Origin of the sequence: Enterocloster citroniae, assembly GCF_040545455.1 — a bacterium.
In the GTDB taxonomy this organism is placed as follows: Bacteria; Bacillota; Clostridia; order Lachnospirales; family Lachnospiraceae; genus Enterocloster; species Enterocloster citroniae.
The window spans coordinates 148316-172680 of sequence record NZ_JBEPLZ010000010.1 but is presented as its reverse complement, the minus strand read 5'-3'; the positions used below and the strand labels follow the sequence as shown (position 1 = coordinate 172680).

Annotated in this window: 22 protein-coding genes; 16 read left to right on the top strand and 6 right to left on the bottom strand. The window is 50.1% G+C overall.

Annotated features, from left to right (window positions below; all coding sequences use genetic code 11):
• Window positions 1-723, top strand: a 723-nt coding sequence (locus ABID13_RS15505; protein WP_354021045.1) for a transposase, incomplete at its 5' end; no start/stop codon positions are given.
• A 42-nt stretch (window positions 724-765) separates the two neighbouring features.
• Here the strand turns inward: ABID13_RS15505 and ABID13_RS15500 are convergent.
• Window positions 766-1938 (bottom strand): zinc-dependent alcohol dehydrogenase, encoded by a 1173-nt coding sequence (locus tag ABID13_RS15500; RefSeq protein WP_048930825.1) that lies wholly within the window; start codon window positions 1936-1938, stop codon window positions 766-768.
• A 189-nt stretch (window positions 1939-2127) separates the two neighbouring features.
• Window positions 2128-2370 carry a helix-turn-helix domain-containing protein gene (locus ABID13_RS15495; protein ID WP_045091923.1) on the bottom strand — a complete coding sequence of 81 codons (243 nt, stop codon included), beginning with the start codon at window positions 2368-2370 and terminating at the stop codon, window positions 2128-2130.
• Between the two features lie 173 nt (window positions 2371-2543).
• Here ABID13_RS15495 and ABID13_RS15490 point away from each other — a divergent pair, with 173 nt between their 5' ends.
• From ABID13_RS15490 to ABID13_RS15440, 11 genes are all read left to right on the top strand, one after another.
• Complete coding sequence (locus tag ABID13_RS15490) at window positions 2544-3137, top strand: ANTAR domain-containing response regulator (RefSeq protein WP_045091922.1); 594 nt, start codon at window positions 2544-2546, stop codon at window positions 3135-3137.
• 23 nt (window positions 3138-3160) lie between these two features.
• Window positions 3161-4990 carry a histidine kinase dimerization/phosphoacceptor domain -containing protein gene (locus ABID13_RS15485; protein ID WP_048930826.1) on the top strand — a complete coding sequence of 610 codons (1830 nt, stop codon included), beginning with the start codon at window positions 3161-3163 and terminating at the stop codon, window positions 4988-4990.
• Between the two features lie 231 nt (window positions 4991-5221).
• Entirely contained in the window at window positions 5222-6073 is an 852-nt protein-coding gene (locus ABID13_RS15480; RefSeq protein ID WP_045091920.1) for a class II fructose-bisphosphate aldolase, read from the top strand.
• Window positions 6074-6098: 25 nt separating this feature from the next.
• Window positions 6099-7331, top strand: coding sequence for a sugar ABC transporter substrate-binding protein (locus ABID13_RS15475; protein WP_048930827.1), 1233 nt, complete (start codon window positions 6099-6101; stop codon window positions 7329-7331).
• A gap of 68 nt (window positions 7332-7399) precedes the next feature.
• Window positions 7400-8932 (top strand): sugar ABC transporter ATP-binding protein, encoded by a 1533-nt coding sequence (locus tag ABID13_RS15470; RefSeq protein ID WP_045091918.1) that lies wholly within the window; start codon window positions 7400-7402, stop codon window positions 8930-8932.
• Window positions 8922-9908 (top strand): ABC transporter permease, encoded by a 987-nt coding sequence (locus tag ABID13_RS15465; protein ID WP_045091917.1) that lies wholly within the window; start codon window positions 8922-8924, stop codon window positions 9906-9908. Before ABID13_RS15470 ends, ABID13_RS15465 begins: the two co-directional genes overlap by 11 nt.
• A gap of 27 nt (window positions 9909-9935) precedes the next feature.
• Complete coding sequence (locus ABID13_RS15460) at window positions 9936-10976, top strand: 2-hydroxyacid dehydrogenase (RefSeq protein ID WP_045091916.1); 1041 nt, start codon at window positions 9936-9938, stop codon at window positions 10974-10976.
• A gap of 35 nt (window positions 10977-11011) precedes the next feature.
• Complete coding sequence (locus ABID13_RS15455; protein ID WP_048930828.1) at window positions 11012-12532, top strand: FGGY-family carbohydrate kinase; 1521 nt, start codon at window positions 11012-11014, stop codon at window positions 12530-12532.
• On the top strand, window positions 12529-12762 hold the full coding sequence (locus ABID13_RS15450) for a hypothetical protein (protein ID WP_045091914.1): 234 nt from the start codon (window positions 12529-12531) through the stop codon (window positions 12760-12762). The genes ABID13_RS15455 and ABID13_RS15450 overlap by 4 nt, the downstream gene beginning before the upstream one ends.
• 25 nt (window positions 12763-12787) lie before the next feature.
• Window positions 12788-13750, top strand: coding sequence for an aldo/keto reductase (locus ABID13_RS15445; RefSeq protein ID WP_045091913.1), 963 nt, complete (start codon window positions 12788-12790; stop codon window positions 13748-13750).
• 174 nt (window positions 13751-13924) lie between these two features.
• Complete coding sequence (locus ABID13_RS15440; RefSeq protein WP_045091912.1) at window positions 13925-14836, top strand: AEC family transporter; 912 nt, start codon at window positions 13925-13927, stop codon at window positions 14834-14836.
• A 15-nt stretch (window positions 14837-14851) separates the two neighbouring features.
• Here the strand turns inward: ABID13_RS15440 and ABID13_RS15435 are convergent, their stop codons facing one another.
• From ABID13_RS15435 to ABID13_RS15425, 3 genes are all read right to left on the bottom strand, one after another.
• Entirely contained in the window at window positions 14852-16336 is a 1485-nt protein-coding gene (locus ABID13_RS15435) for an AAA family ATPase (protein WP_048930829.1), read from the bottom strand.
• 101 nt (window positions 16337-16437) lie between these two features.
• Window positions 16438-17322, bottom strand: a complete 885-nt coding sequence (locus ABID13_RS15430; protein ID WP_048930911.1) for a LysR family transcriptional regulator — start codon at window positions 17320-17322, stop codon at window positions 16438-16440.
• Window positions 17303-18292: a LysR family transcriptional regulator gene (locus ABID13_RS15425; RefSeq protein WP_048930830.1), complete on the bottom strand. Its 990-nt coding sequence runs from the start codon at window positions 18290-18292 to the stop codon at window positions 17303-17305. Before ABID13_RS15425 ends, ABID13_RS15430 begins: the two co-directional genes overlap by 20 nt.
• A 213-nt stretch (window positions 18293-18505) precedes the next feature.
• On the opposite strand from ABID13_RS15425, the gene ABID13_RS15420 reads away from it, so the two are divergent.
• The 3 genes from ABID13_RS15420 to ABID13_RS15410 all read left to right on the top strand — a co-directional run bounded on the left by ABID13_RS15420 (window position 18506) and on the right by ABID13_RS15410 (window position 22014).
• Complete coding sequence (locus ABID13_RS15420) at window positions 18506-19786, top strand: SLC13 family permease (RefSeq protein WP_007859950.1); 1281 nt, start codon at window positions 18506-18508, stop codon at window positions 19784-19786.
• A gap of 26 nt (window positions 19787-19812) precedes the next feature.
• Window positions 19813-21615: a CE1 family esterase gene (locus tag ABID13_RS15415; RefSeq protein WP_048930831.1), complete on the top strand. Its 1803-nt coding sequence runs from the start codon at window positions 19813-19815 to the stop codon at window positions 21613-21615.
• A 72-nt stretch (window positions 21616-21687) separates the two neighbouring features.
• On the top strand, window positions 21688-22014 hold the full coding sequence (locus ABID13_RS15410; RefSeq protein ID WP_007859947.1) for a hypothetical protein: 327 nt from the start codon (window positions 21688-21690) through the stop codon (window positions 22012-22014).
• A gap of 102 nt (window positions 22015-22116) precedes the next feature.
• Here ABID13_RS15410 and ABID13_RS15405 read toward each other — a convergent pair whose 3' ends face one another.
• Window positions 22117-22962, bottom strand: coding sequence for an AraC family transcriptional regulator (locus tag ABID13_RS15405; protein ID WP_048930832.1), 846 nt, complete (start codon window positions 22960-22962; stop codon window positions 22117-22119).
• Window positions 22963-23020: 58 nt separating this feature from the next.
• Between ABID13_RS15405 and ABID13_RS15400 the strand changes: the two genes are divergently transcribed.
• Entirely contained in the window at window positions 23021-24358 is a 1338-nt protein-coding gene (locus tag ABID13_RS15400) for an oxidoreductase (RefSeq protein ID WP_048930833.1), read from the top strand.
• Window positions 24359-24365: the final 7 nt, after the last annotated feature.

Genomic DNA, 24365 nt, shown 5'->3' with positions numbered 1-24365 from the left:
GACAGCGTATCCTTTTGGGAACTGTACCGGAAAGTAAGCGAACGGGTAAAATATCCTAAATACTATGTAATGGATGCAGGCTATAAGATACCAGCAATCGCAAGAACGCTAATCGAGGAAGGAAAGGTTCCGGTTATGCCCTATAAACGTCCAATGACAAAGAAAGGGTATTTTCGAAAAAGCGATTATGTATATGATGAATACTTTGACTGTTATTTATGCCCGAATAATCAGATCCTAAAATACAGCACAACAAACCGTGATGGATACCGAGAATACAAAAGCGATGGAAAAAAGTGTAAGGATTGTCCGTATCAAAACCAATGTACAGGAAGCAAAGACCATGTAAAGGTGGTAAGCCGCCATGTATGGGAGGGGTACATGGAAAAGGTGGAGGAAATCCGTCATCAGACAGGGATGAAAGAAATCTATCAGAAACGGAAAGAAACCATCGAACGAGTCTTTGCAGACGGAAAAGAAAAACATGGAATGAGATATACACAGTACAGAGGATTGGCAAAAGTGACAATGGAGCTGACCCTTTTATTTGCATGTATGAATCTAAAGAAACTGGCAATCTGGAAATGGAGAAAGGGCGGGCTAAGGAACCCCTGTTCTTTTGTCTGGATATTCGAACCAATATATCTCTATATAAAATTCAAAATGGTTCCGGGTGCATCGCACCAGGAACCATTTTGTCTACAGTCTGAACCGGTATCCTGATGGGGATACCGGTTATATTTGCAGACAGGGATAAATCAATGTTTATTTTTTGGGAATATACGCTCCCTTCAGGTATCCCTCCTCAGGCATTTTCCGTATGGTATACAGATAGTCCTCCAGCTTGTCAAAACGGTGGGTGATGAGTTCTCCAAAGGGGATCTCCCTGTGTTTCTTTAAAAGGCGGAATGCACTGTCAAAGGTAGAGGGAGAGTTTGCGATCAGGCCGCATATCCGTGCATTGCTTTCAAAGATCAGCTGGGGAAGGGATACTGTGACTTCATGGGTATTCAGCATACTCATGGGGAGTCCCACCTCTATGTAGGTGCCCAGTTTTTTTACCATCTTAAGTCCCTGCAGGGTCGCGCTCCAGTGGTTGGCGCATTGGAGGACCAGGTCCGCGCCGCCGTCTGTGGCCTGGATGACGGCCTGAATGCATTCCTGGTCCGTCATTCCCGACAGGTTGACAGCCCTGTCAACGCGTGCCAGTTCCCGGGCTTTTTCAAGCTTGGAGTCAATCATGTCCGTGATGACAAGCTGTTCAACACCCATGTGGCGCAGGATCATGGCTGCGATGATCCCAATCGGGCCGGCTCCGATCACAAGGGCGTGGGTTTTGGTTGAGATACCTTCCTGTAAGGTTCCGCTTTCAGTCATGGCCATCTCAATGGCCCGCATGGCCACGGCAACAGGGTCCATGAGGGCTGCAATCTCGCCCGGCATATCATCCGGTATCTTCCACACAAAGGTTTCAGGATAAATATACACATAATCTCCGAATCCTCCTTTAAAATGAGGATACAGATCCGGATTGGTGTTGGGTACACCGGGGTCATTCTGGTGGGGAGAAGGACCGCCGTAGATGAAGTCGTCATCACACACACCGCATATGCCGGCGCCATGGGACATGCAGCTTGGGCATTTCCCGCAGGTGATATGGGGATATACGGCAATCCTGTCCCCCAGCTTAAGATCCCCGCCATAGCAGTGGATAAAACGGTTGGCGTCTTTTCCCATGCTGACGATCTTTCCTGCAAATTCATGCCCGTCACAGAACGGGGCATCAGGCTTTACTTTGATAAAATGCCCGTCCGAGCCGCAGATCAGGGCAGCCTCCACCTGTATGACCAGCCCATCGTCAGCGGCTTTTGGCACTGGATATTCTTTGATATCCACCTCGTAAGGTCCTGTTATGACAAGTGTTTTCCCGGTATTCATTCTTGTTACCTCCTTTGAATTTTTATAATAAAAAAGCCCTTATACGCACTGATAGCGTATAAAGGCAAATCGTAACCTCTTTATCCGGGAAGGGCCATCCATAAGCTGCTTCCCAATTCCATATTATGACCTTAATATATAGTAAATAAATCAGAATGTCAATTCTTTTTTTGAGAAATACTTCTCCTTTTATTCTTCCTCCAACAGCCACTGCACGGGCACATTCAGGATTTTTGCAATCACCTTTACTTCGTAGTCCGCCACAAAACGGGTTCCTATCTCAATGCGGCTGATGCTGTCCTGCTCCATGAGTATACCCTCTGTCTGCAGCTTTGCGGCAAGGGCGTATTGTGACAGACGCTGTCTTAAGCGGGCTTCCCGGACCCGTTTGCCGCATAGGTTTTTCTTGCCCTTGTAATCGTATATCTTCATCGCAAACTCTCCTTTTACCGGGTAATTTCCGGTAATTTACTTGACTTTACCATATATAAAACGTAAAATTATGTTAAAGATAAGTGGAGTAAATGCAATTTGTTATAATTTCGTTATTGTGCATATAACAGGTGGGATAATCAGTCTTTTTATTGGCGAAGGGAGCAGGTATTGTGAAGGAAGATAGTTGTTTAAATGTCTATATTGCGGAGGATGAATCCATCATACTGATGAATTTTAAGATGATTCTGCAGCGGTTGGGGTATCATGTGGCTGGCAGCGCGGTCAAGGGGGACAGGGCGCTGGATGAGATATTGGAATTAAGGCCGGATCTGCTTTTGCTGGACATCAACATGCCGGGAATGGATGGGATCACGCTGTTTAATCAGGTGTCTAAGGTGTATGAGACGGCCTGTATATTCATAACAGGGCATTTTACGGAAGCATTTGTGGAAAGCGCAAAGGAAGCAGGCGCGTTAGGTTACCTGATCAAGCCTGTGGATGAGAAACAACTGAAGGCATCCATTGAAGTGGCTATGGCCCGTTTTGAGGAACGGCGGATACTCAGAAGGGAAACGGAAAAGTTAAAATCAGATCTGTCCGACAGAAAATATATTGAGAGGGCCAAGGGCATCCTTATGGACTCGTTTGGACTGAAGGAGGGGGAGGCCATGGCCAGGCTGCAGAAGCTCAGCAGAGATAAGAATAAAAAGTTGGTGGTGATCGCAAAAGAGCTGATTGAGAAAGACAGGATCATACTGCGATAGGGGGCGGGAAAGGAAGGATATTTGTGGCATTGATAGAGATCAGGCAATTATATGGAGGACAGAGGGGAACGAGGGTACGGGGCTTTGACCTGACAATCGAAAAGCCTGAGATCCACGTGGTTTTATGCACCAGCATTTCTGCTCTGGATGAACTGGTCCATATCATGTACGGAACTGCCCTTTACAGATCCGGGCATTTTCAGGTGGATGGGAAGAATGCCATTGGCCTGAGAAATAAGGAGGTCCAGTATATCACCATGGATACCTATCTGTTCCCTGGCTTTACGGTGATGGATAATATATTCATGGCATCGCATGAATACGGGTTCATGACCAGAAAGAAGATACAGAGACGATTCGGATATCTCATGAAGGAGACGGATTGCGCCATACCTGATATGAGGGTGGATCATCTGACAGCGGAGCAAAAGAAAATGGTGGAGGTCCTGCGCTGCTATGCGGAGCGTCCAAAGCTTCTGGTGGTGCATGAACTGGCGGGTAACCTGTCTTACCGCAATCTGATGTGGGCCAACACTTTATTTACAAATCTTAAGAACAGCGGGACCACGGTTCTATATCTTACCAGCAAGTGGGAGGATATGCTGAAGATCGGTGATTCGGTATCGGTTCTGCGGTCAGGCAAAAACCTTGGTACATTTACAAAAGAGGAGGTGCTGGCCACACCACAGAAAACTTATTATCTTATGCTGGGCGGACAGACCATGGCTTCCCTCTTGGATTCCGGGGATGGAGGCGGGCAGCAGGACTTTGTCAATACCATCGTATCAGGGGTCAAGCTTTTGTCCCAGGACAGCGACAGTGAGAATGTACTGAAATTTTTCATGCGCCAGGTGAGCAGAAGCCTGAAGGCTGCCAACAGCATTGTGTACGTGTCGGACAGGAATTCAGCAAGGGTACGTTTCATATCCGGGCTTGACTTCCACGGAGATGAACTCCCTCTGATCAAAAGGGATGTGGTGAGGCAGATATCTTCCACAGAAGAGCTTTTTTATACCAATTATCTGGATGTACACCTGGGAGATCTGTTGGAAAACCGGATGAACATTTCCATGATACACACCATGGTATGTATACCGGTCAAGTTCGGGGACAATTATCTTGGGCTTTTGCAGGTGTATTTTGATGATGACTATGCCTATACGCAGGCGGATAAGGATTATCTGTCCGCGATTGCCAATGAACTGGCCTTTGCCATTGAGTCATTCCGTCTCAAGGGCAGATCTGTTCTGATACAGGAGAGCCATCACCGCATTAAAAATAACCTGCAGATGATCATTTCCCTGATGGAGTTACAGAAATACCGTCTGTTCCAAAACGGGGAGTATGTTAAGGCGGAACATATTTCGGACACATGGGACACTTTGGTAAAACAGGTAAAGAGCATCGCGTCCATCCACGATATGCTGTCCAGAGAGGAGGAGACGGACAGCATCATAGGAGTGGATGTGATCATTCGGGCCATACGGGATTTTTATGCAGGGGAAGCGGATATACAAACAGAGATCGAACGTTGCATCATTCCCCACAACCGGGCCACCTCCCTGGCGCTTCTGGTCAATGAACTGATCAGCAATGGGGTCAAACATGCAGCCAGGGAAGATAAACGGCTTGCGATCCGGCTGTCATTGAAGCGCTGCGGGGAGAGCTATTCTTTTATTTACCATGACAATGGACCCGGATTTCCTGAGGGGTTTGAACCCTGGAAAAGCAAGGGGATCGGGATGACCATCATGCAGTCCATTGTAGTGGAGGAATTTGAGGGCGGCTTTTGCTGTGGAAACAGGAGCGGCGCGCTGATTGAAATTACAATACCCTACTGGAATTTTGTGTAAACAATATGCTGTAAGCATAATATTTGTATTATATGATAAAGATAAGTAAATTGATTAAAAATATCTTGACGATAAGAACTTTGTATGATACCATATGTCATAAGACAGTAAAAACTTACGGATGGTTTTTGCTAACATAGAATGTTTGGTCATGATTGCCAACACGAATTTTTTCGTGTTGGCTTTTTTGCGTTTTAACCTAAGAAATGAAAAAGGAAGGAGATAAAAAGTATGTCATTGGTAGGTTTGAAGGAGGTATTAAGGGACTCAATTGAAGGGAGGTATGCGGTAGGGGCCTTTGACGCCACAGATCATCTGTTCGCGGAATCCATTCTCCTGGCGGCAGAGGAGACAAGGACGCCTGTGATCCTCATGGTGGGGGATTTTCCGGCGCCTGTGGATTATGACAATTTCTATCCGTATCTGGTTGACCGGATCAGCAGGACCCATGTTCCGGTATGCCTGCATTTTGACCATGGAGCAAGCTTTGAGGCATGTGCCCTGGCGATCAGGAGGGGGTGCACATCCATCATGATCGATGGTTCCGCCCTGTCCTTTGAGGAGAACGTGGCTCTGACTAAAAAGGTGGTGGAAATGGCCCATGCCTGCAATGTGGAGGTGGAAGGGGAGATTGGTTCCGTGGGAAGGAATGAGAGCCTGGAGGGGGAGAACGCAGTGTCCCTTTATACGGAGCCTGAGGATGCAGCGGAGTTTGTAGCGCTTACAGGGGTGGATGCCCTGGCTGTCTCCATCGGTACCGTACACGGGGTATATAAAAAGGCGCCCAAAATGGACTTTGAACGCCTGGCCAGGATACGGTCCCTCATTGATATTCCTCTGGTCATGCATGGCGGATCAGGACTTTCCGTGGAAGACTTCCACGCGGCGGTCAGCAACGGTATGAATAAAATCAATGCATTTACCAACTTGTCCATTGCAGTGGCTGACCGGATTGCGGAGACAGCCAAGGCGCTGCCGCCCAAGACCATAACCGGTCCTTTATATGAGGCGGCCATAGAGACGGGAAAGCAGCAGGTAATGGAACATATAAAACTGTTTGGGACAAAAACCATTGATCGTTAACACAAGGAGAAAGGGGAAGGAACATATGAAAAAAAATCGGTTAAGAGTATTGGCAATGGCTATGAGCGCAGTAATGCTGGCAGGGTGTACCACTACGCCGTCCGTGGGAACAGGGACCCAGGAGACAGCAAAGCCATCGGAGAGTGCGGCAGCGGCGGACACCACGGCAGAGGCCGGGGCAGCGGAAGCTGAAAGCGGGGATACAGGGGATACGTCTGCAGTTCAGCAGGAATTCCCGCCTTTAAAGGTGGCCCGGGACAGGCCGCTGAAGGTGGGGTATCTGTATTCCAATCTGGAAGCGGAATCCTGTACGCGTTCTTATAACCAGATCCGGATTGAAGCTCCCCACAGGGGATGGGAGCTGACCGAAGTCTATTTCAGCCAGCAAAAGCCTGAAGAAGCGCGCACGGGAATGCAGACCCTCATCACCCAGGACGTGGACGCGATCGTTATTTACAACATGGAGATCGTGGGCATTGCGGATCTGATCCTCCAGGCGCGGCAAAATGGGATCGGCGTCTACAATGTGGACAACCAGCTTGTACCGGGGGTGGTTGCCAACTCCTGCCAGCCCAATGGCGTGGCGGCAGCGGAGTTTGCGTACTATATGGGTGAAAAATATCTGTGGAATGCCAACTATGCCGTCATCACAGCTCCGTCCCTGCAGGTACATGTTGAAAGGACGGATCCCATTAAAGCCATCTACGACCAGTATCCCGGCATGAAGCTTTTGGGAGAGGAGTCCTTGAATCCTTCCGGCAGTGAATCCATGGGACAGCAGGCCTATAACTATACAAAACGGTTTATAGAAAAATATGGGACAGACTTGGATATCCTGATCACCAGCTATGACGGAGCGGCTGTGACTGCGGATGAAGCAGCGGCCCAGGCCATCGGCGGGACTGATGTGGCCATCATTGGCGTGGACGGCGGATCCGAGACATGGTCACACATGCGCAAGGGCGGCAACTTTAAGTATTCGTATGCGCAGCCAACAGAACTGTACTGCCATAAAATCTGCGAGCTTGTGGATGAACTCCAGATACAGGGACTGACCCCGGGGGACAACGGATGCAGCATCAGCGCTTACGGAGAGACTATTTATTCCAGCGGTAAGATCATTGACCAGGACCACGTGCCGGCGCCGAACCAGAGCATTCACTCTGTATTTGATTTTTACGGCGGGGATCCTGATGATCAGGAAGCATGGTACAACTGGAATGACGGACCGGGAATCTATATGATAGCGGATAAATAGGCGGACCGGATCGGACAGGCATATGCCGGGAGGATTTCTCCCGGCATTATAAAAAAGGAGGAAACACTTTGGGCGGCGATACGGAGATTGTATTGGAGACAAGAGAACTTTATAAAGCGTTTCCCGGCACAATTGCAACCAATAACGTGAGCTTTGACGTACACAGGCAGGAAATACATGCGATCATCGGGGAGAACGGCGCCGGAAAAAGCACATTATGCAAATTGCTGACAGGACTGTACCAGCCGGACCGCGGAGATATTATTTTCATGGGTAATAAGGTGTGCTATAAAACCACCACGGAAGCAATGGCAGCCGGTATCAACATGGTATATCAGGAACGAAACCTGATCCCTCATCTTACCGGTGCGCAGAATATCATGCTGGGAAACGAATTGACGAAGATGGGAGTGATCCTGGACGAAAAGAGGATCAGGGATACCGCCTATCAGATCAGGGATGAACTGGGGATCGAGATCCCACTGGATATTCCGGTGGGGCGCCTCAGCGCAGGCGTACAGCAGTCCATTGAAATTGTGAGGGCATTTTCCACCAAGCCAAAGCTGCTGATCCTGGACGAACCCACTGCATCCCTGGGGGAAAGGGAGATAACTCCTTTTCTGGATTTTATCACAAAGATTAAAAAATCCATGGATATTTCCATTATATTTATATCTCATAAGCTGGATGAGGTGTTCCAGGTGGCGGACAGGATCACTGTGTTTACAGAGGGAGTTAAGGTGATGACCGCAGGTAAGGAGGAGACCACCAGGGAAGACTGTATCTGCGCCATGCTGAAGAATGGAAATGTGGAGCCTATTAAGATCAGGGAAAAGCCTGAGGATGCGTCTGTGATACTGGAGGTAGGGGACTGCACGTATGATGGGGAGAAGCATCATCTGGGATTTCATGTTGACGCAGGTGAAGTGGTGGGATTTTACGGGCTGGTGGGGTCCGGGAGAACGGAGTGCGCCAATGCCATATTTGGCATCAGTCCAATGGATGAGGGGAGTGTAAGGCTGAACGGCGAACTGGTGGGGGATATCACAACCCACGGGATGATAAGGAAGGGGCTTATCATGACTCCGGAGGCCAGGGCCCACGGCATGTTCAGGACATACAGCCTGATTGAAAATATAGAGATCCTCTTCCTCAACCAGTTCTCCAACCGGTTCGGGATTGTCAGGGACAAAGAGGCATATGATTTCTCCGGCAGCGTACTGGAAGCCAACGGCGTGCGCTATTCCAGCAAGGAGCAGATCATAAGCCAGCTCAGCGGCGGCAATATACAAAAGATCATAATCGGACGCTCCATTGCCGTGGAGAACTGTTCATTGATCATTTTAGATGAGCCTACAAACGGCCTTGATCTGGGCGCAAAGCATGACGTATATCTGAAAGCCAGGAATCTGGCGGAGGAGCATCAGAAGGGCGTGATCTTCATTACATCGGAGATAGACGAGCTCTTCAGCGTGTGCAACAGGGTATATGTATTTGCCTTTGGCAATATTGTGGAGGAATTTACAAGGGAACAGTTTGACAGGCAGAAGATATTAGAGGCAGCATTCAGAACATCGGGAGGAAATAATAATGGAGCATAAAAAGAAAACATCCGCAAACTCTTTTGAAAAAGCCGTGATGCTGGAAGTGATGGGAAAATACTTTCTTCTGATCGCAACAATTCTGGTTTCCATCATGTTTGCAATCGCATCCCCAAGCTTTCTAAAGGTGACCAATATCCTGGATATTTTCAGGGCGGCTTCCATTATCGGCATCATGGGGATCGGGCTTACCATTGTCCAGTCAACCGGGGATTTTGACTTTGCCATAGGGGCGGAGGCAACCGTGGGGGCCTGTGCCATTGCTAAGGTCATGGTGGAACTCATTCCTAACTTTTACATAGCATTCCTGCTCACCATGATCGCGGTGGCCTGTATCGGCCTGTTTAACTCATACATAGTGATCAATATCGGGATGCAGGCGTTTGTGGCCACCTTTGGAGTGTCCACCCTGATGGTAGGAATCTGCAAATTTCTTACCGGAGGGGGACAGTATTATTCCACCAGCTGGCCATCGGGGTTCTCTGTGCTGGGGCAGGGGTTCATACTGGGGATCATACCGGTTTCAGTTGTCCTGCTGGCTCTTTGCACGGTCATTGCCTTTGTGTTCATGGAAAAGACAAAGACAGGGCGTTATATTTATGCGGTGGGAGCGAACCCGGTTGCCTCCCAGCATGTTGGGATCAATATAAGACGGAACCGCAGGATCGCCTTTGTGGTGTGCTCCATGTTTGCGGGCTTTGCCGGAATCATCCAGGCGTCCATGCTGAGCAATGTCACTCCATCCATGGGAGATTCCAACTTCCTGCCGGCCATGAGCACTTGTATGCTGGGGGCCACTTTCCTGCGGCCTGGGGTATTTAACATACTGGGCACGATCCTGGGTTCCATCCTGCTGGCGGTCATATCCAACGGACTGACCATGGTGGGGGCGTCTTTTTTCCTGAAGGACATTATTCAGGGCGCGGTATTGATCTTTGCAGTGGGATTTGTTGCGGTTATCAGACATAAACGGTAAAGCCATAGGTTAAAGGAGACAGACAATATGGACAAGAAAAAGGTTCTTATCATTCAGGATTTTTCCATGAATGAGGCGGCAGTGGGAAAATACGATTTTCTAAAGGAATATGATGTGGAGCTGGATGTGGTGCAGGACGCCCATGATATATCAAAAGATGAATTCATGAACCGTTTCCTGACCTTTGAGACAAAGGGGCCGGATGCTCTTCCTGTGAACGTGGAGATGGTGGAGAAAATGCGTGACGCGCATATTGTTATCAGCCATTTTTCGCCTGTCAGTACAGTGGCCATTGAGAAGGCTGAGAATTTGGAAACGATCTGTATCCTGCGCAGCGGGGTGGAAAATGTAGACCTTAAGGCAGCTTCCCGAAAGGGTGTGAAGGTAAGCAATGCTCCGGGAAGGCTGGCAGTGGTAGTGTCTGAATTTACAGTGGGCATGATATGTGCAGAGACAAAGAATATTGCCAGGGCCCATGCCAATATGATGAAAGGGGTATGGGAGAACCGGTATTATAATTCCGAGTATGCCACCACCCTGGGAAAACGGAACATAGGGCTGGTGGGCTATGGGACCATTGGTACAAGGGTTGCCGGGATGATGGCAAGCTTCGGCGCTAATATCCTTGTATACGATCCCTATACCCCGGAGGATAAGATACAGGAGGACGGATACGAGCCTGTGGGCCTGAACGAGCTGTGCAGCCGGTCGGATGTGATCTCCATTCATTACCGCCTTACGCCGGAGACAAAGAATATGATCGGCGGGGAACAGTTTGGGCTAATGAAACCCCATGCATTTTTGATCAATTCGGCCAGGGCCGGACTGGTGGACGAGGAATGCCTGATTGACGCACTTAAAAATCACAGGATCGGCGGGGCGGCCCTGGACGTATTCCATGAGGAACCTTTGGGACCGGACAGCCCTTATCTTAAGATGGATAACGTGACCCTGACGCCCCACATTGCGGGAACAGCTTCCAATTCGGATGAACTGACCTTTGATATCATGGAGCATACCCTGCGGCATTATTTTGAAACCGGTGAATGGATGCACGTGGTAAATTAGGAGAAAGACGAAAGGATAAATGAAAGGGGGATAGGATGAAGCGGGATTCAATATTAGTGGTGGATTTTGGCACTTCCAATGTTCATGTCAATGTGGTGGATGTCCGGGACGGGCAGATCCTGTATTCCCGTTCGCGAAAATACAGGATGATATCCCCGGAGGACGGCTATACGGAGATCAATCCCAGGGAACTGTGGCATGCCTCTGAACAGTGTGTAAAGGAAGTGATAAGTGATATGGAGGCGGTGGAGCTTCACGGTATTACCTTCTCCTATTTTGGGGATAACCTGATGCTGGTTGACAGCAATGGGGAACCGCTGACCAATATCATACTTGCTTTTGATGTAAGGGGAGCGCGGGAAGCCGCGGAGGACTTTCCCAGGCGCTTTACGGACGAGGAATTTATCAGAATCACAGGAAGTACCTGCGTCCCCTTCTGTACCGGGCCTAAGATCTTGTGGTTTAAGAAGTACAGGAAGGATCTGTTTGAGAAAGCGGCTCATTTTTACACAAACCAGCAGTGGGTGAATCAGTGCCTGGGATTGGAACCCCTGAATGACTATACCATGGCATGCAGGAAGATGCTGTATGACAGTAAGAACAGGGAGTGGTCCAAACCCATACTGTCTTTTCTGGGGATCCGGGCCGGGCAGCTGGGAGAGGTGGTACCGTCCACGGATATGATCGGCCACATAGACAGATACGGGGAGGTGATATTGCCTTTTACCCTGCCTGTTATCATAGGCAGCCATGACTGTGACTGCGGGATGTACGGTGTGCGGGCAGGATTGACCGATGAAGGCGTGGTTGGGGATATTACGGGAACCTACGACCACCTGGGATTCATTGCCCGGGGATATGTAAACGCAGGCGAGGAAATGCTGGAGGAGCAGATATTTTCTTATTGCGGGCCGCTTGAGGATACCAGTGTATGCCTGGGTGCATTTCCCACATCAGGCGCTGTTCTGGAATGGTTTATGAGGGAGATCATCGGGGACTGTTCGCAGCAATCCTATGACAGGATGTGGGACAGGGCCATGTTTGATGGAAGGGGGACGCTGCTGTTCGACCCCAACTTTTCAGGTAATCAGGGTGGATTACATGGGCTGGGTCTGACCAAGACCAGGGAGGAACTGTTTGAGGCCATGATCGAATCCCTTACTTTTGAAGCCAGACGGATCCTGGAGGGGTGCAGGAAGATAAAAAAGGAGGATGTATCCAAGGTATGTGTGGGCGGAGGCGCTGCCCGTTCCGGGAAATGGATGCAGCTGCGGGCGGATGTATGGGGCTGCCGGGTTGAGCGCATGGAGAATATAGAAGTATCTTCCTTGGGAGCGGCAGTTCTGGCAGCTGTGAAGACCGGGCTGTATCCGGGGATCAGGGAGGCATCCGTCCATATGCTTAGGACCAGGGATGTGTACGAACCCGTACCCGCGGTCCGGGAGCGGTATGAGGAAAAGTACAGGGAATATCTGGCCTTTGTTCAAAGCAGGACAGGGGCAGACCTGGAATGTGACGTTTTGGGAAAAGCAGTCAGCGGAAAGGCGGTTTTATGATAACCAGGAAACTGTTAAGGACCATTGATGAGATCCAGCAGATCCAGCGGCTGGCCACCGTGTGTCCGGAGCCGGTGGGGATCCATTCGGATGACGGGAGCATAATCATTGATGCTAAAAGCTACATTGGAATGTATGCGGTTGATTTCAGAAAGCCCATCTGTATCGTAACGGAGTCAAAGGAATTCCACCAGGCGATCAGGGATATTGGAGAGACACTGCAGGAATGAGACATGGGAAAGGAGAGAAAGGACTATGAGATATAAACATGTAAAAAATGCGGGGATCGATCTGTCGGCGCTGGCAGTGGGAACCTGGGCGATCGGAGGGCAAAAGTGGGGGGATGTGAATGAGAAGGATTCCATCAAAGCCATACGGGCTATGATCGATGAAGGTGTGAATCTGGTGGATACGGCCCCTGTTTACGGCAACGGACACTCCGAGGAGGTGGTGGGAAAAGCCCTGGAGGACGGCTACCGTGACAAGGTGTTTCTTGCAACAAAATTCAGTATCAGCAATGATGAGAACGGGGCGATCATCAACAACGGCTCCTATGAAAATGCCATCAGGGAGTGTGATGATTCCTTAAGGCGTCTCAAGACAGATCATATAGATATCTATATCATGCACTGGCCGGATCCGGGAACGCCTGTGGAGGAGACAATGAGGGCATTGGATGATCTGAAAAAGAGCGGTAAGATCCGTTATGTGGGTGTTTCTAATTTTAACAGGGAGCTGATAGAAGCGGCCCAAAAGGTGGTCCGGATCGATTTTCTCCAGCCCCCTTACAGCATGGTGGAGGAGAGCCAGAAGAATCTGCTCATGTGGTGTGAGGAACAGGGGATCGGCACCATGACCTATGGTTCCCTGGGAGCCGGGATTCTTACAGGAGCTGTCCGTGAGCTGCCTGACTGGGAGGAAAATGACTTTAGATATACATTTTACGACTATTTCAGGGATCCAAAGTTTTCCAGGATCATGGAACTCTTAACGGTTCTGGACCAGATTGCCCTGGCCCGGCAGAAACCGCTGGCGCAGATCGCCATTAACTGGAGCACCCAAAAGAGCTATGTGTCCACGGCAATCTGCGGAGTCAGGGACCCGCAGCAGGCATGGGAGAACTGCTCTACCTTTGATTGGGAACTCACTGCGGATGAGATGGGGATCATTGACGAGGCGGTTAAAAGACTGATATCCTGTGATCAGAAGATTGTATAAAAGCTTGAATCATGCGGTGTTCCGGGCTTTAGCGGAAGAGAAAGCCCGGAAGATCGTTTTGTGTGCTGAGCTTGGAATATGCGGCATCCGCTTTACAGTCCGGCCAACAGCCGTTATAATCAGTTTAGGCACTTATGAATGCCGGACTAAGCAGAGGGCAGGCGGGGAAAAGAGATGGACTTCACAGGGTTATTTGAGATTCAGGGAATGCTGTTCAGTATCATGATATTAGGTCTTTTACTCAAAAAGAAGGGTGTTATAAAGGAACAGAGCCAGGAACTGCTGACGGATCTGGTGGTCTATGTGACCCTGCCGTGCAGCATCGTTCGTTCCTTTGAGATCGAGTTTGATCATGAGATCCTGGTCAATTGCCTGATCATTCTTATTGTTGCCCTGGGGATCCAGGTCGGCTCCTATATCCTGAGTTTTATTCTCTATCCCCACATGGGCGAAAGGCGCAAAAAGGTTCTTCAGTACGCCACCATATGTTCCAATGCGGGAATCCTGGGCAATCCCATAGCGGAGAGCATTTTCGGCCCCCTGGGCCTTCTCTATGCATCCATATACCTGATCCCCCAACGGATATTCATGTGGTCGGCCGGACTTACCTATTTTACCGAGGCGCCGGATAAAAAGACACTTGTAAAAAAGGTGACGACACATCCCTGCATTCTGGCTGTGGGCCTGGGGCTGGTCCTGATGATCTCAGGCATCAGGCTCCCGTCCGTGGCAGAGCAGACCGTAAAAACACTGGCCTCGGCCAACACTGCCCTGTCCATGCTGTTTATCGGAAGCATTCTGGCAGGGGTGAGCTTTAAGTCCCTGTGGAACCGCGTCACCCTATATTATTCCCTGATCCGCCTGGCATTCATCCCCTGCCTGATCTATCTGTTCTGTCTGGCATTCCATGTGGAGCCGGTGGTGACAGGGGTATCCGTGGTATTGGCCGGAATGCCGGCTGCCAGTGTCACGGCTATCCTGGCAGCCAAGTATAAGTGTGATGCGGTGTTTGCGGCAAAATGTGTGGTTTCGTCCACATTGTTGTCCATGGTGACCATACCGGCTTTGTGTTTGATGGTTCGATAATTGATATAAATCTCTTTACTCAAGCAGCTTCCTCACCATCTCAGCGCTAAAGGTAACCTGAGAGACATGGTTCACCTCGATCTGGTAAAGGGCGTTGGCGGCTATATGCTCCGCGGCCTGCTCCAGATCACGGATCCCGGTGGTGTTGCTGTATTTTTCAATGACAGCGCAAAGGGCCTCCTCTGTCACAATGCATTCGTTTGCGTTCATGCTCATCCGCTTTAGGACTTTTGGAAGGGCGTACTGTGAGAATATGATCTTCTTTTCCTCCCGGGTATAGTCCGGAATATCAATGACCGCAAAACGTGACATCAGGGGCGCGCTGATCTGCGCCTTGTCGTTGGCCGTGGCAATGGGATATACGCCCACTGTGGGGATCATACACTCTATGTAATTATCCGTAAAGCCCAGGTTATCAAGAAGGGTTAAAAGCACATCCGCGGGGTTGCCGTTGCCCTTTCCTGCGGCTGCCTTATCCAGTTCATTGATGATAAAGACCAGGCTGGATTCCCCGGCCATGGAGAAGGCTTCCATGATGATCCCGGGCTTTGCATTTGCGTAGATCCGGGAACTGCCGGTCAGCTGCTCAGGATCGTTGATGGAACTCATGTCCAGGGTGGTCCACGGAAGCTTCAGGATACGGGCCACCGCATAGGCGATCTGGGATTTCCCGGTTCCGGCCGGTCCCACCAGCAAAAGGCCGTATGCGGGAAGGGTATGGGTGCGGTTGATCTGTATGATGGTTTCAATGATCCTTTGTTTTACACGCTCCATTCCATAAAGCTCTTCGTCCAGGATCCGGCGCGCTTCCTGCGGGTCGATGGCCTCAAAGTAATTGTTCTTCCACTGTATATTCATCATAATGGAAAGGGCGCGCTGGGCATGACGCCGTTCCTCGGGGGAGACTTCATGGGAGCGGGCGACCGCAAGATTCCTTCTGGCCCACAGCCGGATATTGTCAGGCATGGTCCTGCCCGCGCAGGTCATAAAGTCCGTGATGCTCTGCAGGCTGGTAAGCCTCATATCATCCCCTGTCTCATCCAGGTCATCCTCCTCGTGCTCATCTGCAGGCGCGCTGCTTGCCAGCAGCCGGTCGATCATAAACTGGAGAAAACCATCTTCAGCCGATAGCTTGGTTCCGCCTCCGGAGGCAGTTTCACGTATTTTGTAAACCGCATACCCCTCATCCCGGTTCTCGCCGGACAGGCGCACATTGATGTGGTTTTCCCCCAGCCATTGAAGGAGGCTGACAAAGCGGGCGTCAATCTGAAGGATATCGGCGCTGTGGGTCCCGTCCTCTTCCTTAAATTCAAAGGTGGTCTGTTTATTGGGATTGGCAAAAACCCCACAGGAATGGTGGCGCCACTTTCTTCTGTGGTTGTCCAGTATCACAATGGGCCGGTCAGGCGAGACCAGGGACTCGTTGGACTGGAATATGGTATAGGTGCATCCGGAACGTTCTGTCTGGTCCGGAGCGCTGGTGAAATCAAATACAGGCATGGTTTGCTCTCCTTTAAATGCAATTAAAATCATTTGTCCACTGAGGATAGACATAATAGTAATATATCATGGGTTTCCACAGGTTTCAACATTCAGAAGCATCAAATGCTGAACACCTTCCGTATCACCTCCGGCACATCCCGTTTCCCCTTATCCGGTTTTGTATAGTTGGGATAGGCCAGGATAAAATTAAACGTTTTCGGCGGTTTAAGGGGAAGGATGAAAAAGTGCCGCTCTGCGTGATCAGGAATCATGGAGGATGGCAGGAAGGTGGCGCCCCTGCCTTCCTCCAGGAAATTCCTGGCCATGATATGATCGTCCACCTCATAGATCCGGTTCAGGGAAATGTGGTGCTTGGCAAGGATCTCATTCTCAATCCCGCGGGTATAGGTCCCGCTTTTTAAAAGGATAAAGGGCAGCGGGTTGCAGTCCTCAATGGTGGGTTCCCTGGTCAGCTGGCCGCGCAGATATGCCCTGGGCACCACTAAAAGCAGCTGGTCCTCGCCCAGCACATCCTCTGTAAGCAGGGTGTGGTTCAGGGGCGGGGAACAGATCAGCGCAAAATCAGCCAGATCGTTGAGCAGATAAGCTACACTGACCCTGGAATCCGCCCGGAGCAGCTGAAAATCAGTACCAGGCAGCCGGGTGTTTAGTTCCGGGATGATCACAGAAGCCGCTTTCTCATAGAGCATTGGAGCAGCGGCGATCCGGACGGAGTGGTGCTTTTGAGGAATGACATTCAGCTTATCCATGGTGTCTTTCTGGATCTTGAGGATCCTGCGGGCCCCTTTCAGATAGATCCGTCCGGCCTCGGTTGGGACCATCCTGTGGTTTTCGCTTTTAAACAAGGTATGGCCCAGCTGGGCTTCTTCATTTTTCAGGCACTGGCTGACCGCGGAGGGTGAGATAAAATAAGCTTTTGCCACTCCGGTCATGGTCCCTATTCGTTCCAATGCCAGCATATATTCAAATCTTGTTATATTCATAAGCATCTATCCTCAATTTCCTTTGTTCAAGATAATAATCAGCATACTGATGCATGTAATAGGGCGATCCCCAGTTATTCATCACAAGATGGATCAGATATTCTTCCGCGTCCGAAAGGGGATGTCCGCTTCGCAGGCCGATTCCCTGGTACACAATGATGCGGGGGGAGAGGGAGTACACGGAAATGCCGTCCTCCGGATTGTAGTAAGAGTCCGGGATCATGGCGGCGCCCACTCCGTTCAGCACCATTTCATAGAGAAGGGGGATCACGTTGGAACGGAAAATGATATTGGATTCCAGTCCGGCGTTCCGGTACAGGGTAAGGACCATGTCGCCGTAGGAAGTCTCGGAAGCAGTGGTCAGGATCGGGGTGCCGGCCAGGTTTGCCAGATCCATTGCCGGATAGGGCTGGTTTGGAGGCAGGGTTTTGTAATCGTAGGAGAGAGAGTGGCCTTTGGGCAGCATGACCAGCAGCTCCTCATCCATGAATTTCAGGTATTCCAGATTGGGCAGGCTGGTCTCCATGGCGCCTAAAAGGGACATGGTGATCTCGCCTTCGGAAAGCATTTTCTTAAGGACGGGGTTTTTGTCGCTTACAAACTGGAGATCGATATCAGGGTATTTACGGCGGAACTCGGAATAGATCTTTGCAAACGCCTGGGCGCCCCTGATCGGGCTTCCTCCCAGAATGATACTCTGTTTTGATTTCTGGGATAATGCGTCCAGCTCCCTACGGATCTCAAGTGCGGCCTCCAGGCATTCCCTGCATCCCTCCAGATAGATCTGCCCTGCTTCCGTGAAGACAAGGCCGTTCCTGGAACGGATCACCAGGGGCATGCCGATCTCCTGTTCCAGGTCCAGGAGCCATTTGGAAAGGGCGGGCTGGGACAGGTTAAGGCGCCGGGCCGCTCTTGTGAGGGAGCCCTCGCCGGCCAGTGCGGCCATATATTTCTGATCTTTCAGATACATGGAAAACCTCCATAACTTTTACTTAAAATTAACATAATTTTTATATTGTTGTCAATAAGAAAAATTTAAACTATACTAAAAACACAGAATCAACAAGGATATTGAGTGATTCCTAATTGCCGGCAAATTAGGGGATATGTCCATTCAAAATCCGTAGAAGAGACAATTGAATAAATTTTACTTAAAATATAAAAAGTATGAGGGGGTTCATTTATGCAGATGTATATTGTGTTAGGATTGCTGGTCTTTATGATCGCCATGTTCTTTACCCATAAGGTCCCTTATGGCGTGACCACCATGACCTGCTGCGTAATGCTTGCTTTAACAGGTGTGTTTGATATTTCAACTGCATTTTCAGGTCTGGCCAACAAGACCACGATTCTCATTGCCTGTATGTTTACGGTTGCCTATGCCTTTGGAAAGACCAGTCTCATTAACAAGGTGCGCAACAGCATGGAGCGGATCAAGGGAAAGAGCGGACTGGCATTTATTATCTTTTTATTCCTGGTGACCATTGTCCTTGCACAGCTGATGGGCAGGACAGCCATTATTTCCATTGTGGCACTGTTCCTGGTTTCACTGGATGATAAGGATGAGATCTGCGCTTCACGTATGATCTTTGCGGCATTTGCCGTTATGGCTGCGTGGAGCCTTAAATTCCCGGTAGGGCTGGGTGCAACCATGTCGCCCACGGCAAACGCTTATTATGAAGGGATCATCAATAATCCCGACCTGATGCTTCTGCCCGGGGATTTTATCAAGGTATCCTTTATCCCCGCCACTGCGCTTACGGTTTATGCGCTGTTTGCATGGAAATTCATTCCCAGGCATGGGGTCAATACTTCGGATGTAAAAGAGGTAAAGGAAGCTGCCGCCATCTCAAAGCGGGATGAGACCATTATCAATATTGTGTTTATTGGTGTTCTCCTTGGATTCATTTTTGGTGCAAGGATCGGTAACCTGATGTATGTGATCCCGGCCGCCGGTGTTCTTGTGCTGCTTTACACAAAAACCCTGACAACCAAAGAGACGGTCAACTCCCTCACCGGTGACATGGTGTGGATGATCGCCGGTGTTCTGGTCATGTCGGACGCCATTGGTAAGTCCGGTGTGGGCGATATGATTGGCAACTGGCTTCTTATCCTTCTTGGGGAAAAGCCTTCCGGCATGTTCGTACTGTTTGTTTTTGCAGTGACTACCATTGTGATGACCACATTCATGTCCAACACGGGGACAGCCGCTGTTCTGACACCCATTGCCGCATCCCTTTCCATGGTCGCGGGCATGGATCCCAGGGGGATTGTACTGATCATTAATATTGCTTCCATCATGGCCATTGCGTTTCCAAGCGGGTCCGCTGAGTGTGCCCTTGCCTTTGCCATCGGCCAGCACGAGCCGGGTAAACTTCTTAAGTTTACAATGCCTTACCTGTTGATCGCGGTTGTGACCCTCGTTGTATCAGCCAGCATTTTCTTTCCGGTATATCCGGCTTGATCAGATTAAAAAGAGAGGTGTTTTGTATGAGATCATATTTACAGGAACCGGTGGCCCAGGCACTGCCTGACGCGTCCCTGGTTACCATTGACAAGCAGCATTATTACAGACAGTTCCTGCACGGATATTACCAGTTTGACTGTGGGGTGGGAGAGGGCGTGACCCGTTCCTCAAAATTTTACATACCGGAAGGATCTGTGTACAATCAACCCACTGTGTTTATCGGTGTGCCGGGCGGATCTAACCCATGGGAGTTTATGGTGGACAGCGGCTGGAAGGAATTATCGGATCAATACGGGCTTTATCTTGTGCTCATGGAAGCAAAAGATGAGAAGGGATGGAATAATGACAAAGAGGATCTGGATTATCTGAACGCCCTGAATAATGACCTTGCGGTCCGGCCCATGTTCTGCTCCTTCCAGGCCAATTTCTATGCCGTGGCTTATGGGGATTGCGCTGATGCGGTGGGCGCCCAGAGCAGAATGATGCCAAGGGCGTATGCGGCCTTAGCCCTGCTGGGGACAAAGGGAATGACGGAAGAAGAGGTAAGGACCCTGCAGGCATCGCCATCCCGGGTGGAAGGCATTTCGCTCAGTGAAGTGCAGTGGCCGGTATGGCTTGGCTTTGCCGGAAAGGATGAAGCTGCCCGGAGGATGATCGGCTATTACAGGCATTCAAACCACAGTATGGAATCTCCTGTGGAGGATGGGAGCAGGATGATCTGGCATCCGCAAAAGGGCGGCACTGTGGATGAGCATTGGTGCGCAAAGGTGGTGGCTGATTTCGGGCCATGGAAGGCGTGGGTGGGCCGGGAGTACAGCGAAGCGATCCTGACAGAGCTTTTTGACGGGATCTACCGCTACCCGGGTACTAACAACGGCGCCCTGAGACAGGCGGGCAATATCTACCAACGGGGATTTAAAAAGTTTTCGGCCGATGTGTGGGGCGGATACTATGCGGACCGCCGCGATACGTACCGCAGGGAGTGGTATGTATATGTCCCCGAGTCCGCGCCAACAGACAGGGAACTGCCCGCCCTGTTTGTGTTCCATGGGGCAGGAGGCAGCGGGGATGAGATCGCTGACCGCATTGGGTGGAGTTATGTGGCGGATCAGTATGGGTTTATGATCATCATGCCCACCGCGTCTGAGCCGAATGAGGTGCGCTCCATCAGCGGACTTAAGACCAATAACATTTTCCGGGCCATGTGGAATACCGGATATCCCCAGCCGGAGCGGCCGGAGGATATGAGGTTCCTGGACTTTTTGTACCAGTGGCTGACCGGCCATTATCCGGTTGACAAAAGCCGTGTCTACGGAAGCGGCCAGTCCTCAGGCGGGATGATGAGCTGGGCCTGCGCTGCCTACCGCCCTGATTATTTTGCGGCAGTGGCTCCATTTTCCGCAAGGCACACCGACATAGAGGCAGTGGAGCGGGGAGAAAAGGAGCGGCCGGCCGTGCAGGGCTCCCTGATACCCATCATAGCCAATCTGGGCTGCTGCGATTCCGCGTTTAAGGGCGGATTTACACAGGCGGAGAAACTGGTGGACCACTGGTGTAACCGATACGGGCTCACAAAGAAATGGGCGGATTACAGCTACATGGACGGCGGGAAAAACTGCAGCTTTAAGGAAGGGCTGGTGACCCATTATATATTTGAGACAGAGGACCATGTGCCCATGCTGCATTTGACGGAGACCGATACAAAGGCCCATGCCACCTGGCCCAGCGAGTGTGAGTATGTATGGAATGAATTTATGGCAAAATTTACAAAGGACCCGGAAACAAAAGAACTGTATTATGAAGGGAAAAAGATTGGAATAATCTGATGATGACTGTTATAATAAAGGTAGAAGCCGGCTGACGAAAGGAAAATGGAAACATTGGAAAATGGAGGGGCTATGTGGCATTATACCAAATGTACATCAGAGGACAGGAAAGAAAAATTAAGACAACTGGCAGATGCTTTTAAAAAGGAAAACGATTGTCTGAGATACTTATCCGGCGTACAAAGCTATATCAGCAGCGCGCAGACCACAATGGTGCTGCTCCAGGATCTGGACGCCAACCTGATGATTGAAATGGATTATGTTCCCATTAACAACTATATGTTCCATGTGGTCTGCATTAAAGATAACGGGATCAAGGAACAGGGACGGCCCTGCAGGACCGTTATGCAGGCAGTGGATGAGTTTTGGGGTTGGATGGAAGGCGGATCCAGGAGGTAGGCGGGCAGAGCCCGGTGAAGTTTTGGGGTATCGAAAAATGCATAAGTAACAAAAGGTATATTTTTATTCCCTGGGGGCCCTTCACGGCCCCCTTTTTTTGTGTTAGGATTTCAACGGAGCAGAGGATGTATAATGCTTGCGGTACTGCAGGGGCGTTGTCTGCTCACGTTTTTTGAATATACGCAGGAAATTATTCACATTCCCATAGCCCACGGCCTCGGCTATCTGAGAAACGGACAGATCCGTGGTGATCAAAAGCTTTTTTGCTTCCGTGATCCGAAAAAGGATGAGATATTCCTTGAAGTTGATTCCCACAATATCTTTGAACGCCAGGGTTAGGGAATGGCGGGTGACAAAATTGGCATTGGCGATTTCCTGGAGTGTCAGCTTTTCCATAAAATGGTCATTGATCCGGCGCTGTGCGTTTAGAACAGCATCTGACAGTTCAGTGTGGGCGCGCATGGGAAAATATTCCGGATTGGTGCGGTAGAGTTCAATGAGGACCGAGAGAAACAGTGCAGCGCTTTTGGCACTGTAAAAGGCCTCCTGGGCGGCATATTCTTCGGCCATCTGGTGAAAAAGGGGAAGCATAACATGATAAGCATTTTCAGACAGATGCACTACATGCGTGAATCCCTTTGGCCTCTGGATAAAAATGGAAGCCAGTTCGGTATCCTTGATGTAAGAGAGGATCAGGCTGCCGGAGAGAGAGACTACATACCGGCAGTAGGGTTCATCTTCCACAAGATAATTATGCCGTTCCAGGCGGCTGATGAATATCAGGTCACCTGCTTCCAGGCAGTAGGATATGTGGTTGATGGCAGCACTCGCTTTTCCGCCGGTGATGAGGAGCATTTCGTATTCAAAATGGGCAGTTGGTTCAGCCAGGGCATCTCCTGCCGAATCCGAATAAAAGCAGCTGATATCGGGAATATGGGTGTAGAGCATGGTTTCTCCCCTTTCAGGTAGGATAAAACTATTATAAGAGATTTAGGAGGAAATGACAATGAAACACGAGAAATTTACTTATAGGGATCTGGATCAATTAAAAGAAAAGGCGGAGCAGCTGGGGGTTCATCTGCCCTTTGCCGCGGATACATCAATACTGAGAAAAAGCTTGTCCTTTGGGATGGTGACGGTTCCCAATCGAATGGGCGTTGCTCCTATGGAGGGAGCGGATGCCCTGCCGGACGGATCTCCATCAAAGCTCACAACCCGCCGCTATGTGCGGGAGTCAGTGGGAGGAAGCGGTCTTATTTGGTTTGAGGCCATCTCCATTGTGCCTGAGGGACGTTCCAGTGCCCATCAACTGATGCTGACCCGGGATAATCTGGATCATTATAAGCGGTTTACGGAGGAGATCAAGGAAGCGGGGCAAAAGGAAAATGGCTTTGCGCCTTACCTGGTGATGCAGGCAAACCACAGCGGCCGCTATTCCAACCCTCAGGGCCGCCCGGCTCCGCTGATCGCTTACCGGCATCCGGAATATGAGAAGCTGCGTCCCGCAGATGACAGCTGCATTGTATCGGATGATTACCTTAAATCCCTGGAAGAGAAGTTCGGTGAGGCAGCCATGCTTGCCAGGGAAGCGGGCTTTGATGCAGTGGATATCAAATCCTGTCATGGATACCTGTTGGCGGAATTGACTTCCGCTTACAACCGCACAGGTCGGTATGGAGGAAGCTTTGAAAACCGGACCAGACTTTTGCGCAACGGTATTGCGGCGGCAAAGAACTATGAGAATGACAGGTTCCTGGTAACGGCGCGTATTGGGATCTTTGATGGTTTTGCTTATCCCTATGGTTTTGGTGTAAAAGAGGGAAATGGGGAGGTGCCGGACATGGAGGAACCGATCCGGCTGGTCCGCAGTCTTTACGAGAATTACGGACTGCCTATGATCAATCTGACCATGGGGAATCCCTATGTCAGTACCCATGTGACCCGTCCCTATGACTTCGGAAAATATGTGCCGGATGAACATCCTCTTTTTGGAACAGCCCGGCTTATCAACGGTATAGGGGCGGTGAAAAAGGCTGTTCCGAACATGGTGATCTCAGCTTCGGGCCCATCCTATCTGCGCCAATACTCTGATCTGTTTGCCGCAGGTGCCATAGAGGAAGGGCTCTGCGATCAGATGCTGTTTGGACGTATGTCCTTTGCCAATCCGGAGTTTCCAAAGCAGATCATGGAGACAGGAAGGATGGACCCAAAGAAGACTTGTGTTGCCTGTGGGAAATGCGGGGACCTGATACGCGCCGGAAAGCCAACCGGATGTGTGGTTCGGGATACGGCGCTCTATTTAAAATACTACAGAGAATATTTGGAAGAAACCAAGGAAAAATAAGGGCCGG

What these genes read in the sequence shown, in the direction of transcription:
- ABID13_RS15400 (WP_048930833.1), top strand. Translation starts at nt 23,021, where the DNA reads ATGAAACACGAGAAATTTACTTATAGGGATCTGGATCAATTAAAAGAA.
- ABID13_RS15425 (WP_048930830.1), bottom strand. Translation starts at nt 18,292, where the DNA reads ATGTATCTGAAAGATCAGAAATATATGGCCGCACTGGCCGGCGAGGGC.
- ABID13_RS15465 (WP_045091917.1), top strand. Translation starts at nt 8,922, where the DNA reads ATGGAGCATAAAAAGAAAACATCCGCAAACTCTTTTGAAAAAGCCGTG.
- ABID13_RS15430 (WP_048930911.1), bottom strand. Translation starts at nt 17,322, where the DNA reads ATGAATATAACAAGATTTGAATATATGCTGGCATTGGAACGAATAGGG.
- ABID13_RS15495 (WP_045091923.1), bottom strand. Translation starts at nt 2,370, where the DNA reads ATGAAGATATACGATTACAAGGGCAAGAAAAACCTATGCGGCAAACGG.
- ABID13_RS15455 (WP_048930828.1), top strand. Translation starts at nt 11,012, where the DNA reads ATGAAGCGGGATTCAATATTAGTGGTGGATTTTGGCACTTCCAATGTT.
- ABID13_RS15420 (WP_007859950.1), top strand. Translation starts at nt 18,506, where the DNA reads ATGCAGATGTATATTGTGTTAGGATTGCTGGTCTTTATGATCGCCATG.
- ABID13_RS15415 (WP_048930831.1), top strand. Translation starts at nt 19,813, where the DNA reads ATGAGATCATATTTACAGGAACCGGTGGCCCAGGCACTGCCTGACGCG.
- ABID13_RS15440 (WP_045091912.1), top strand. Translation starts at nt 13,925, where the DNA reads ATGGACTTCACAGGGTTATTTGAGATTCAGGGAATGCTGTTCAGTATC.
- ABID13_RS15460 (WP_045091916.1), top strand. Translation starts at nt 9,936, where the DNA reads ATGGACAAGAAAAAGGTTCTTATCATTCAGGATTTTTCCATGAATGAG.
- ABID13_RS15445 (WP_045091913.1), top strand. Translation starts at nt 12,788, where the DNA reads ATGAGATATAAACATGTAAAAAATGCGGGGATCGATCTGTCGGCGCTG.
- ABID13_RS15480 (WP_045091920.1), top strand. Translation starts at nt 5,222, where the DNA reads ATGTCATTGGTAGGTTTGAAGGAGGTATTAAGGGACTCAATTGAAGGG.
- ABID13_RS15405 (WP_048930832.1), bottom strand. Translation starts at nt 22,962, where the DNA reads ATGCTCTACACCCATATTCCCGATATCAGCTGCTTTTATTCGGATTCG.
- ABID13_RS15410 (WP_007859947.1), top strand. Translation starts at nt 21,688, where the DNA reads ATGTGGCATTATACCAAATGTACATCAGAGGACAGGAAAGAAAAATTA.
- ABID13_RS15500 (WP_048930825.1), bottom strand. Translation starts at nt 1,938, where the DNA reads ATGAATACCGGGAAAACACTTGTCATAACAGGACCTTACGAGGTGGAT.
- ABID13_RS15435 (WP_048930829.1), bottom strand. Translation starts at nt 16,336, where the DNA reads ATGCCTGTATTTGATTTCACCAGCGCTCCGGACCAGACAGAACGTTCC.
- ABID13_RS15450 (WP_045091914.1), top strand. Translation starts at nt 12,529, where the DNA reads ATGATAACCAGGAAACTGTTAAGGACCATTGATGAGATCCAGCAGATC.
- ABID13_RS15475 (WP_048930827.1), top strand. Translation starts at nt 6,099, where the DNA reads ATGAAAAAAAATCGGTTAAGAGTATTGGCAATGGCTATGAGCGCAGTA.